The organism is Bacillus cereus group sp. BfR-BA-01441, assembly GCF_022663075.1.
Lineage (GTDB): Bacteria > Bacillota > Bacilli > Bacillales > Bacillaceae_G > Bacillus_A > Bacillus_A cereus.
In genome coordinates, this window is record NZ_JAKUEU010000006.1 from 78,951 (window position 1) to 91,503 (window position 12,553).

Sequence of the window (12,553 nt, forward strand, 5' to 3'; positions counted from 1 at the left end):
GTCCCTCTCTTATCTCTACAAGTTCAATTTTCACATAACTAAATAATACCCTCATCTTACAATTTTTCAATGATAAGATGAGGGTATCTTTTTAATTTTATTTTTTCGGTAACACCTGACAAATACTCATTTTGTCTTCTGATAACAATAATTTCGCTACTTCTTGTAAGTCTTGAACGGTTAGTCCTTCTAATACAGTCAATGCGTCAAATAGGCTAGATTCATTAAACGCGTATCGTGTAAATTGATTTGCAATATATTCTGGTGAATTCAACGAGCGTAAAAAACCACCAATTTTCTTTTTCTTCACTCGTTCTAATGCCGCCGCATCTAATTGATCATAATCTGTTTTTAATAAAATATCTTTTAAACGATTTGCCAATTCATCAGGTTGTTTCGTATCACCGCCAACCATTGCAAAACCGAAGTTATTTTCTTCTGTATAGTCATACGAGAATGAATCATCAATAAGCCCTTCATTATATAAAGTTTCGTAATTAACAGAACTTTTCCCAAATAAATAATCTAAGAGTAACGTAAGCGCAATTTCTTGTTTTAAAAGCGCTTGCCCCTTTTCCTTTAAATTAGTCGCTTTAATACCAACTAAACATTTCGGTGTTTGCACAGGCATTGAAATAATTTTTTTCTTTTCATTTACCTCATTTGGTTCTTCTTCAAATGAACGCACAATTTCTGGCTGGTTTTTATAATCTTTTTTCGCTTGATTTTCACGTACTAAATCCATTGTTTTCTCTGGATCAATTGCACCCACAACAAATAATAACATATTGCTCGGATGATAAAATGTTTCATAACATTCATACAATAAATCTTTCGTAATTTTACTAATAGATTCGATTGTCCCTGCAATATCAATTTTAATTGGGTGTTTTACAAACAAGCTATCAATTAACCCGAAGTACAAACGCCAATCTGGGTTATCTTGATACATTTGAATTTCTTGCCCAATTATCCCCTTCTCTTTTTCAACCGTTTTTTCAGAGAAATAAGGCTCTTGCACGAAGTTTAGCAATGTATTTAAATTTTGTTCTACGTTTGAAGTACATGAAAAAAGGTAAGCTGTTCGTGTAAAGGATGTAAAAGCATTTGCCGATGCTCCTTGTTTACTAAACAATTGGAAAGCATCGTGATCTTCTTTTTCAAATAATTTATGCTCAAGAAAATGTGCAATTCCATCAGGCACACGAATCATTTCTTCTTTCCCTAATGGTACAAATGTATTATCTACAGAACCATATTTCGTCGTAAACGTCGCAAATGTTTTATTAAATCCTTGTTTCGGTAAAACATATACATCTAATCCATTAGGAAGTTTTTCATAATAGAGTGTTTCTTTTAATTGCTCATAAACAATTTTCTCCATTTACTCTCCCTCCGTTCCTTGTAAAAAGTAAATTGTATCTAGTTCAATATTTTTAGCAACTTTTACAATTTCTTCTTTCGTCACACTTTCTATACCTGTAAGCCATTCTTCAACTGGACGTGTACGATCTGAAATAATACCATGATATAGCATTTCTACAAAGCCACGTGGTGTATCAATTGCCTCTAATATTTGATTTTGGATGACACTTTTTGTTTGATGTATTTCTTCTTCAGAAAACTCTCCGTTTTGCATCGCAAGCATTTGTTCTTTAATAATCTCAACTGCTTTTTCATAATTTTTCGCTTCGATTCCTGACATAACAAATAATAAACCTTTATGACTTTCAAAGCGCGATGCTGCATAGTACGCTAAACTATTTTTTTCACGCACATTTACGAATAACTTCGAATGAGAAAAGCCACCAAACAATCCATTGAACAATTGCAATGCAAAATAATCTTCATCTTTATATGTGACAAATGTACGATAACCGATGTGTAATTTACTTTGTTTTAATTCTTGTTTTTCAACAACTTCTTTTTCTTCATTATTTCGTCTATGAAGGAGTACATTTCTTTCTCTCACTGGACGAGTTGAAATAGAAAAATACTTACTTACAAGATCAACGGCGTTTTCTGAAATATCACCAATAATATATAGATCCATTTCATCTTCCGCTAACACCTTTTGATAATATTGATACAAACTTTCATTTGTAATAGACATAACACTCTCTTTTTTTCCATTTGCACTTAAACGATACGGTTCTACTTTGCACATTTCTTCAATTAAACGCTCGTTTGCATAACGCATTTTATCATCATAAGTAGCTTCAATTCTCTGTAACAGTGCTCTTTTTTCACTTTCTACGATAGAAGATAGGAAACCGTTCCCCTCCGTTGCTGGATGTAACACAATATCTGACAACATAGAAAGCGCTTTTTCAAATAACGGTGGTGCATCATGTAAATAAACTTCATTTGCAATGTCTACATAAATGGAGATAATATGGTCTTCCCCTTTTTTACTTACATCTACCGCTAAAGAAGATCCGTATAATTCTTCTAAATATTGACGAAGACGAATTACAGAAGGTAATTTTTCTGTCGCACTTTGCAATACGTATGGCAATAGGGCACGCTCTGTCACCGTCTCCTCATTTAAAGGCGCTTTAAAACGAAATACAAAGGTATTCGTTTTATATTTATCAGTCGGAATAATATGTACGCGCAAACCACCTAACTCATGTAGTTGTTGTTCCATTAGTTTCATTTATAGCCCTCCTTTACGTATATAGGAATATTCCTCTTCAATATACAGTTTTTAGAAATAAAAAATCAACTTTTCTCCCTTATTATGCTTACATATGATTCTTTCTAAAAACTTTAATATGTAAGGAACATAGTAAAATTCCGTATTAAATATATTCTATGTAAAAAAGCCCACACTAATGTGCGAGCTTTTTTATACTTATAAAATACTTATCGTTTTCCTTTTTCATAAGGAGTTCCTAAAGCTTTCGGAGCTTCAGAACGACCTACAAAACCGACAAGCGCTAATATTGTGAATATATATGGTAATATCGTTAATAAAACACTTGGAATTTGATCTAATACAGGGATTGTTCCGCCCGTTACACTTAGAGATTGCGCAAAACCAAAGAATAGAGCTGCACCTAGTGCGCCTAGTGGATTCCACTTTCCAAAAATCATAGCAGCTAAAGCTAAGAAACCTTGTCCTGTAATAGTTGCCCCTGAGAAGTTATTAGAAATTGACATTGCAAAAATCGCTCCACCAATTCCAGCAAACACTCCTGAAATACAGACTCCAATATAGCGCATTTTATATACGTTAATCCCCATCGTATCCGCTGCCATTGGGTGTTCACCAACAGCACGTAGACGAAGACCGAACGGTGTTTTATAAATAACATACCAAACAACGAATGCTAAAATAATGGCAATATATGACGTTATTGGTACGTTCGAGAAAAATATTTTCCCTAAAACCGGAATATCCGAAAGGCCTGGAATATCAATCTTTTCAATACGATACTGAATAAAGTCAGTCTGCCCTTTATCAAAAATCTTCTTAATTGCAAATACTGTTAAACCAAGAGATAAGAAGTTAATGGCTACACCACTTACAACTTGATCTGCTCGGAATGTAATAGAAGCTACCGCATGAAGTAATGCAAATAACCCACTACCAATTGCCGCAAATAGTAACGCAATCCACGGAGTCATCGTTCCCCAAGTATCACCCATTAATAAGTTTGTAACGACTCCAATAAATGCACCAAATAGCATTAGTCCTTCTAATCCGATGTTTACAACACCCGATCGTTCACTAAATACACCACCTAGTGCTGTGAAAATGATAGGTGCCGATGTATATAACGTACCCGTCACAAGAATGGCTAATATATCTAAAAAGCTCATTTATTTCCCCTCCTTGCTCATGCGTGTAAGCGCCCATCTTAACACATAACTACATGCAACAAAGAAGATGATACATGCAATAATTACATTAATAAGCTCTGACGGTACATCTGCCTCAAAGTTCATTTGAGGGGAAGCACTTTTCAAACCACCAAATAATAAAGCTGAAAGGATTATACCAAACGGATTATTCCCTCCAAGTAATGCTACGGCAATCCCATCAAATCCTACTCCTGTAAACGAAGACATCGCTGTCATACTCTGGAATGTCCCTAATCCTTCCATCGCTCCACCAATCCCCGCAAATGCACCAGCAATTGTCATGGAGAATACTACATTACGAGAAACTTTCATACCTGCATATTGAGAAGCATGCTGATTAAATCCTACTGACTTTAATTCGTAACCTAAAGTTGTTCGATCTAATAAGAACCACATTAAAATAGCGATTAAAATTGCTACAATAATTCCCCAGTGTAGACGTGAACCATCAGTAATAGAAGCAAGCCAGTCTGAAGATAGTGACGCACTCTCTTTAATATCATACGTTTTGTCATTACCCGCATGTAAGAAACGCTTAATGATGTCATACGTTACATACAAAGCGATATAGTTCATCATAATAGTTACAATAACTTCATTCACTTGAAACTTCCCTTTTAAATATCCCGGAATGAAGCCCCAAATTCCGCCCACCAATGCTGCAAATAAAATAGATAATGGAATATGAAGGAAAGCTGGTAGTGAGACTGCATAACCGAACCAAACCGCTGCAAGCCAACCAACTAACAATTGACCCTCTACCCCGATATTAAATAAACCTGTACGAAATGCAAACGCCACCGATAAGCCAGCAAGAATAAGCGGTATCATTGTACGAAGCGTTTCACCAATCGCACTTGCGCTGCCGAACATTCCTGTCCAAAGTGCACTATAACCAACAATTGGATCATAGCCACTAACTAGCATTACAATCGCTCCTACAAGTAAGCCGAAAATAACGGATAGTACTGGGACTAAAATATTTATCGTTCGTTCTGTTAAAAGCTTTTTAGCCATTTGTACCCACCTGCTCCTTCTTTGTTCCTCCAGCCATTAACAATCCAAGCTGTTGTTCATTCGTTTCTTTCGCATCAACTATTGCTACAATTTCCCCTTCATAAATAACAGCAATTCGATCGCTAACATTTAAGATTTCATCTAACTCTAATGATAAAAGTAATACACCTTTTCCTTTATCCCTTTGCTCTATTAATCTCTTATGAATAAATTCAATTGCTCCTACATCTAAACCACGTGTTGGCTGTGCCGCAATTAATAAATCTGGATTTCGGTCTACTTCACGTGCAATAATTGCTTTTTGTTGATTCCCCCCAGATAGAGCGCGTGCTAACGTTTGCTCACTAGGTGTACGCACATCAAACTGTTCAATAAGAGCCTTTGCTTTTTCTGTAATTTTGCTGAAATTTAAAATCCCTTTCTTTGAAAATGGATTTTTATAATACGTTTGCAGAACTATATTATCTCTAACAGAAAAATCAAGAACGAGTCCGTGTTTATGACGATCTTCTGGAATATGACCAATTCCTTCTTCTGTTATTCTTCTAACAGGCCAATTTGTTATTTCTTTTCCTTTAATTGCAATAGAACCTGACTCAACTTTTCGTAAACCAGTAATTGCTTCTATTAATTCACTTTGTCCGTTTCCATCAATCCCTGCAATCCCAACAATTTCCCCCGCACGAACAGTTAAGTCAAGGCCTTTTACAGCAGGTAGTTGACGTGCATCGTGAACAACAAGGTTTGCAATTGAAAGTACCTCTTCTTTTGGCTTCGCGTCTATTTTTTCTGTTTTAAAATTCACTTGACGTCCGACCATTAATTCTGCAAGTTTATTTTCATCCGTATTTGCAACGTCAACCGTTCCAATCCCTTTTCCTTTACGAATAATCGTACAACGATCGCAAACTTCCATAATTTCTTTCAACTTATGTGTAATAAGAACAATAGATTTTCCTTCTTGCACAAGCTTTTTCATAATTTGAATTAGCTCATGAATTTCTTGCGGTGTTAACACAGCTGTTGGTTCATCAAATATTAAAATTTCTGCACCGCGGTAAAGAGTTTTCAAAATCTCAACACGCTGCTGCATACCAACTGAAATATCCTGTATTTTCGCATATGGATCTACAGATAAACCGTATTGTTCAGACAGTTTTTGAATTTCTTTAGCAGCTTCCTCAACAGCAATTTTCCCTTTTTTCTTCGGTTCATTTCCGAGAATAATATTCTCTGTAACTGTAAAATTATGAACAAGCATAAAGTGTTGATGGACCATTCCAATACCAAGGTCATTTGCTATATTCGGATTTGTGATTTTTACAGGTTTACCTTTAATTTTAATTTCACCCTGCTCTGGTTGGTACAAACCAAATAGTACATTCATCAATGTGGATTTCCCTGCACCATTTTCTCCAAGTAAAGCATGTATCTCACCCTGCTTTACTTGCAGCGTAATATCATCATTCGCTACAATGCCTGGGAATACTTTCGTAATGTTATTCATCTCAATTACGTATTCCATTGTGTTCCTCCTTTTAACAGGGAACATTCCCTATTACACTATTAACTTATTAAGCAATTCGGAAGTTTTATACATACAAAGGTTAGTTCTATGAACTAACCTTTGCTATTTCTCTATTTATTTTTTTAGAGAAGCTTCATATTCTTTATACTCTTTATCTGTAGCTGGCACTTTAATTTCACCGGCTGTAATTTTCTTTTCAAGCTCTTCTACTTTTGTTAAAATTTCAGGGTTAACTTTTTTCACGTTATCAGTTGTTTTTGAAATACCAATACCGTCATCTTTTAAGCCAAACTCTTCAATTTTCCCGCCTTTTAAATTCCCATCTTTTGCTTCTTTAGCTACTTTTTCTACTGCTACATCAACACGTTTAATCATTGAAGTTAATGTTACATTTTCAGGCATACCTTCTTGATGTTGGTCACGGTCAACACCGATTACCCAAACATTTTCACCTTTTTTCTTACGGTTTTTCGCTTCTGTGAACACACCGTTACCTGTACCACCAGCAGCATGATAAATTACGTCTACGCCTTGACCATACATTGCTGAAGCAAGAACTGTACCTTTTTCAGGCTTATCGAATGCTTCTGCATATTCAGATACGATTTCAATGTTTGGATTTACTGCCTTTGCACCAGCTTTAAATCCATTTTCAAATTTACTAATTAAATCACTTTTCATTCCACCAACAAATCCTACTTTATTCGATTTTGTTGACATAGCTGCTACCGCACCTACAAGGAATGATCCTTCATGATCTTTAAACGTAATACTCGTTACGTTCGGTGCATCTACAACAGTATCTACGATTGCAAATTGTTGTTTTGAAGATTCTTTTGCTACTTCTTTAATTGCACCTTCTAATTTATAACCAATTCCGAATGTTAAATCATATTTATCTTTTGAGAATTTTTTTAAATTCGGAATATAATCAGCTTCTTTTTCAGACTGAAGGTAACGATAATTTGTCTTTTCTTTTAAACCATTATCTTTACCAAACTTTTGTAACCCTTCCCAAGAAGATTGGTTAAATGACTTATCATCAACGCCCCCAACATCCGTTACGAGACCAACCTTGAAGTCTTTATTGTCTTTCGTGTCTTTCTTGTCACTGCTCGCCTTATCCGAGTTACCACATGCACCTAAAACTGTACTTGCTGCTAAAGTTAATGATAATAAAAGGCCTGCTTTTTTCTTCATACTAGAAACCCCTCCAAAAATGATATATATTTATTTATTCTTACGCTGCTGTTCCTTACTTCTTGCTGTCACCTCCCTAAAAAGGAATTTACCTACATACGCTTTCTTAATACGTGGAAGCTAAATTTATCAGCTCTAAAGTAATTGATAGAATATAAGATTGGCTCATCATTTTGATCATAGTGCATTTGTTTTAATACAAGCAGTGCTGTTTCAGGCTCACATTCTAAAATTGGTGAGATTTTAGGGTGATAGCCAATTGGCTCAATGTGAGCAACCGCATATGTTATGCGCTTATGCGTGTTATTATGTATCACCGTTAATAATGATTCCTCATTGTAACCCGATAAGTCTGGCAATATTTCTTTTGCAAGTTTATCGATACAATACACAACAGGTTCCCCATCTGCTGTACGCACGCGTTCAATCATCACTGCATTAAAACCATCTTCACTATTAAACTTCTCTTTTTCCTCTTCTGTTAAAGTTGTAGTAGATGATGATAAAAAGATTGTTCCTGGTGTTTTCCCCACACTAGAAATCATATCTGTAATACTAGAAAGTTGTTCTATTCCAGAAGAAAATAATGGCTTTGCATTTACAAATGTCCCTACACCATGTCTACGAATGACAACATTTTCTTCTTCTAAAATACGCAACGCTTCCCTTAAAGTCGCTCTACTTACGCCAAGTTCTTTCGCTAAATCAAACTCTGATGGTAACTTTTGTCGTTCTTTATAAGCTCCATCTTTAATTTTTTCTTTGATGTGATCAATCACCCGTAGATATAGGTGACGACTATCAGATTTTACTGACATAAGACTCCCCCGCATTTCAATTATTCGACCTCTGATGTAAGACTTCTTTTCTCTTTTTTCAACTTACAACATAGTACAAATGACTAAACACCAAAATAAGTGTAATTGTCGAATAAATAATAATAATTTTTTAAAATACAATTTTCACTCTTTATTGCATAAAAAAAACTTTGCACCATAAACATTCCTCATTTCGAGAAAAAGTTCGGCACAAAGATCCTTTACATCCTTTGTTACACACTTTTCCCCTCATAGTCTAGCAATTCATGGTTGCCAGGTAGAAACTTATGGACCTTATCTCCAAGATTATATGAGGCAGTGATTCTTTTCGAAGTAATCTTACCACTTGCTCTCATACGTGTCAACAAAATCTAACATTTTTCTGCATTAAATATCGAACATTTACATAAAACATACTCAAAGTATTCGTATTCTAAAGGGCACCCCTAAATGTAAGCCCTTTCTTTACCGCTGAGTATAGTATATAACAAAAACACTATATAAAAAAGCCTAATTGTAAAAACAATTAGGCTTTTTTTAAGAACTTTTTTCTTGTACATCATTAATGAGTACTTCTCTCGGTTTACTCCCTTCATACGGACCTACTACACCATTCATTTCCATTGCATCAATTAGGCGAGCAGCTCGCGTATAACCTACTCTAAACCTACGTTGTAACATAGAAACAGATGCTGTTTGCATTTCCACTACAAGTTGAACCGCTTCATCATATAATTCATCTTCTACTTCCTGCTTCGTATCAGGAACATCTTGCGGAATCATATCTTCTTGATATTGTGCTTTTTGCTGTCCAATAACATATTCTACAACTCTCTCAACTTCATCATCTGATAAAAATGCGCCTTGTACACGTACAGGTTTCGATGCACCAATTGGTATAAACAGCATGTCTCCACGACCTAGTAGCTTCTCTGCACCACCACCGTCAAGAATTGTACGAGAATCTGTTTGAGAAGATACAGCGAATGCAATACGTGATGGAATATTTGCTTTAATAACACCCGTAATAACGTCAACTGACGGACGTTGCGTTGCAATAATTAAATGAATACCAGCAGCACGAGCCATTTGCGCTAGACGCATAATCGCATCCTCTACATCAGACGAAGCAACCATCATTAAATCTGCTAACTCGTCCACAATTACTACAATATAAGGTAATTCGGGTTGTTTCGCTTCTGATTGACTATTATGCTCTTTTATATAATCGTTGTATCCTTCAATGTTACGTGTACCACTATGAGCAAACAATTCATAACGACGTTCCATTTCACTCACAACTTTTTTCAATGCTTGCGATGCTTTTTTCGGATCAGTTACAACTGGCGTTAACAAATGAGGCACACCGTTATATACATTTAGCTCTACCATTTTCGGGTCAATCATCATTAATTTTACTTCATGTGGTTTTGCACGCATTAAAATACTAACAATAATACCGTTAATACATACACTTTTCCCGCTACCTGTCGCACCAGCTACGAGTAAATGAGGCATTTTATTTAGCCGGGCTAATACAGCTTCACCTGTAATATCTCGGCCAAGACCAATTAACAACTTCTCTTCCGGATGATTATTAGCCTTAGAGTCAAGAACTTCCCTCAGCGTTACCATCGAAACTTCTGAGTTTGGAACTTCGATCCCTACAGCTGATTTCCCGGGAATTGGCGCTTCAATACGAATGTCCTTTGCAGCTAAAGCAAGGGCTAAATCATCACTTAAACTGACAATTTTGCTTACCTTTACCCCCATATCAGGATACACTTCATATTTTGTAACTGCAGGACCTCTATGCACTTTTGTTACTTTCGCTTTCACTCCGAAACTTTGGAATGTACGTTCTAATTTACGAGCATTCTCATAAATTTCCGCATTTTCATTTGTAACTTGCTTATTCTTTGGAAATTTTAATATATCAAGTGAAGGAAGCTTGTAATCTTTATTTTCTACATTTGAAAATTGCATAGGAGGTGCTTGCGCTTCACTCTCTAACGATTCAACAATTTTTTCTCCACGCTTTTTCTTTGGTTCTTCAATTGGCGGAGTCTCTTCAATAAACGGTGAAGTGATCAACTCTTCTTGCTCTACTTCGATTCGTTTATCCTCTTCTTCATTTACAGGATAATTCTCAGTGAAATTCGAAATAATCGGAGGATCAATTGAGATTTCTTCCATCGGCTCAATAATTTCTTCTTGTTCTGCAGCACGTTTGCTTCTTGTGCTTCTTGTTGTTTTTTTCTTTTCTGTTTGTTCAGCCGTTCTTTTGGCTCTCCAATCTTTATAATCCCCTTGCATCACTTGAAACTGACTTCTAAGAATTCTACCAACTGGAGCTAACACTTCTCCAATATGCTTATTTGTTATACAAAGTATACCGAGAATAACTAGAATAATACCAATGATATAAGCTCCTACTTCGTCAAATAAGAAGTAACATGTTGCGAACATAAGCGCACCAAACATACCACCACCTAAATGAACGCTATCTGGCCCCTTTTTCATTTCAAGAAAGAAGTTATCTTTCGTACTCACAATAACAGAAGTATTTTGCACTGCTCCATCTTTTGTAAGAAGGTTAAATAATGTAATATGACTAAACATTAATATCGCCAATACAATTAAATAAAATCCAATTAATCGTTTATTTAAAAGGTTCGGCCATCCGCGTTTTATAACAAAGGAAACCGATAAAGCTATTACACCTAACACACCAATTATGTACCACTCACCAAAGAAGAAGCGAAAAAATAACACAAACGATTTCCCTACAACGCCTAGCTGTAAAATCGTAATGATTGAAAGTGCAAAAAGAGTTAAACCGACGATTTCATAATACAAAGTTGGCTTTATCGTACGTCTTGCCTTTGCCTTCGTCCCTCTTTGCTTTTGTTTTGCCATTTCTTCACCTCGTGTTCTACATATAAGTAAAGCTCCCTTCAAAACGCTCTATTTATATGTCTGTTTTCTCTATTTTTCTGGTCTTTATATCTTCTATTTTTACACTTCTTGTAAAATGCTAAATAAACAGAAGAAAGCAGCCTACTCATGGCTGCTCAACCGTCTTGTTTTTTATATTATACCATAGCTTCTAAACAAAATCCTTCTTTTTGCTAAAAGGTTATTTTCTGACCGGGCTCAAACTCTAAATAGTGAAGTGGGTCCGTACTTAGCACACGTACAATAGAATAACATCCATGTTCCTCTTCAGAAACCATTAATTCCACACCATTTATATTTACAACTTTTTGACTTTCACATTGTGAATAATCGACCGGATACACAAGTTGCTCTGGCATAATTGTATATAAAATCATTGTAGCATTGTCCCTTCTGTACTATCTTCCGCACGAACATCTATTAATTCGTTTAATTTTCGAATCGCATTTCCAATACCGCCGACATCATCTATAAGACCGTACTTTACTGCATCCCCACCAATTACATTCGTCCCAATATCTCGCGTTAAATTTCCTTTCGCAAACATAAGCTCTTTAAAACGATCTTCTGTTACTTTCGAGTGCTTCGTCACAAAACGAATGACTCTTTCTTGCATCTTATCCAAATACTCAAATGTTTGTGGCACACCTATGACAAGACCTGTTAAACGAATTGGATGAATTGTCATCGTCGCAGTTTCCGCAATAAACGAATAGTCAGTAGAAACAGCAATCGGTACACCGATGGAATGTCCCCCACCTAAAACTAGAGATACTGTTGGTTTTGAAAGTGAAGCTACCATTTCAGAAATTGCTAGCCCAGCTTCAACGTCACCTCCAACTGTATTTAATATTAAAAGCAAACCTTCAATTTTCGGATTTTGTTCAATCGCAACAATTTGCGGAATGATATGCTCATATTTTGTTGTTTTATTTTGCGGTGGTAATTGAACATGACCTTCCACTTGTCCGATAATCGTTAAACAATGAATACGTGATTCATTCATCTGTGGTACATTTGTCTGTCCAAGCTGTTGAATTTTTTCAACTATTGAAGCCTCTTTTCCAGCTTCTTTTGGCTCAGCTTCTTTTTCTTCATTTGTATATCGATCACGTTCTGTCATTTCGCATCCCCTTTCACTCGTATATAACTATTATTTCTT

At 35.7% G+C, this 12,553-nt stretch carries 10 protein-coding genes and 1 riboswitch; all 10 genes read right to left on the minus strand.

The features are described 5' to 3' along the window. Window positions 1-97: 97 nt before the first annotated feature. On the minus strand, window positions 98-1,384 hold the full coding sequence (gene yfmH, locus MR107_RS04680; protein ID WP_242292093.1) for an EF-P 5-aminopentanol modification-associated protein YfmH: 1,287 nt from the start codon (window positions 1,382-1,384) through the stop codon (window positions 98-100). Next, complete coding sequence (yfmF, locus tag MR107_RS04685) at window positions 1,385-2,659, minus strand: EF-P 5-aminopentanol modification-associated protein YfmF (protein ID WP_000772418.1); 1,275 nt, start codon at window positions 2,657-2,659, stop codon at window positions 1,385-1,387. A 209-nt stretch (window positions 2,660-2,868) separates the two neighbouring features. Continuing rightward, window positions 2,869-3,828, minus strand: coding sequence for an ABC transporter permease (locus tag MR107_RS04690; RefSeq protein WP_000008856.1), 960 nt, complete (start codon window positions 3,826-3,828; stop codon window positions 2,869-2,871). Further along, entirely contained in the window at window positions 3,829-4,887 is a 1,059-nt protein-coding gene (locus tag MR107_RS04695; protein ID WP_001085254.1) for an ABC transporter permease, read from the minus strand. Then, entirely contained in the window at window positions 4,880-6,412 is a 1,533-nt protein-coding gene (locus MR107_RS04700; RefSeq protein WP_000456914.1) for an ABC transporter ATP-binding protein, read from the minus strand. Before MR107_RS04700 ends, MR107_RS04695 begins: the two co-directional genes overlap by 8 nt. Window positions 6,413-6,529: 117 nt before the next feature. After that, entirely contained in the window at window positions 6,530-7,615 is a 1,086-nt protein-coding gene (locus MR107_RS04705) for a BMP family lipoprotein (RefSeq protein ID WP_000725771.1), read from the minus strand. Window positions 7,616-7,707: 92 nt separating this feature from the next. After that, entirely contained in the window at window positions 7,708-8,433 is a 726-nt protein-coding gene (locus MR107_RS04710; RefSeq protein ID WP_000114182.1) for a GntR family transcriptional regulator, read from the minus strand. Between the two features lie 232 nt (window positions 8,434-8,665). Next, window positions 8,666-8,767, minus strand: a riboswitch (purine riboswitch). Window positions 8,768-8,970: 203 nt separating this feature from the next. Next, window positions 8,971-11,352, minus strand: a complete 2,382-nt coding sequence (locus tag MR107_RS04715) for a DNA translocase FtsK (protein ID WP_001118782.1) — start codon at window positions 11,350-11,352, stop codon at window positions 8,971-8,973. A gap of 212 nt (window positions 11,353-11,564) precedes the next feature. Then, window positions 11,565-11,768: a YlzJ-like family protein gene (locus tag MR107_RS04720; RefSeq protein WP_000605036.1), complete on the minus strand. Its 204-nt coding sequence runs from the start codon at window positions 11,766-11,768 to the stop codon at window positions 11,565-11,567. Further along, window positions 11,765-12,514, minus strand: a complete 750-nt coding sequence (gene tepA / locus MR107_RS04725) for a translocation-enhancing protein TepA (protein WP_000139806.1) — start codon at window positions 12,512-12,514, stop codon at window positions 11,765-11,767. The genes MR107_RS04720 and tepA overlap by 4 nt, the downstream gene beginning before the upstream one ends. Window positions 12,515-12,553 lie beyond the last annotated feature (39 nt).

Excerpts from the sequence above, each read along its gene's own strand:
- MR107_RS04705 (WP_000725771.1), bottom strand. The coding sequence starts at position 7,615 with ATGAAGAAAAAAGCAGGCCTTTTATTATCATTAACTTTAGCAGCAAGT.
- MR107_RS04700 (WP_000456914.1), bottom strand. The coding sequence starts at position 6,412 with ATGGAATACGTAATTGAGATGAATAACATTACGAAAGTATTCCCAGGC.
- yfmF (WP_000772418.1), bottom strand. The coding sequence starts at position 2,659 with ATGAAACTAATGGAACAACAACTACATGAGTTAGGTGGTTTGCGCGTA.
- MR107_RS04715 (WP_001118782.1), bottom strand. The coding sequence starts at position 11,352 with ATGGCAAAACAAAAGCAAAGAGGGACGAAGGCAAAGGCAAGACGTACG.
- MR107_RS04690 (WP_000008856.1), bottom strand. The coding sequence starts at position 3,828 with ATGAGCTTTTTAGATATATTAGCCATTCTTGTGACGGGTACGTTATAT.
- MR107_RS04710 (WP_000114182.1), bottom strand. The coding sequence starts at position 8,433 with ATGTCAGTAAAATCTGATAGTCGTCACCTATATCTACGGGTGATTGAT.
- MR107_RS04720 (WP_000605036.1), bottom strand. The coding sequence starts at position 11,768 with ATGATTTTATATACAATTATGCCAGAGCAACTTGTGTATCCGGTCGAT.
- tepA (WP_000139806.1), bottom strand. The coding sequence starts at position 12,514 with ATGACAGAACGTGATCGATATACAAATGAAGAAAAAGAAGCTGAGCCA.
- yfmH (WP_242292093.1), bottom strand. The coding sequence starts at position 1,384 with ATGGAGAAAATTGTTTATGAGCAATTAAAAGAAACACTCTATTATGAA.
- MR107_RS04695 (WP_001085254.1), bottom strand. The coding sequence starts at position 4,887 with ATGGCTAAAAAGCTTTTAACAGAACGAACGATAAATATTTTAGTCCCA.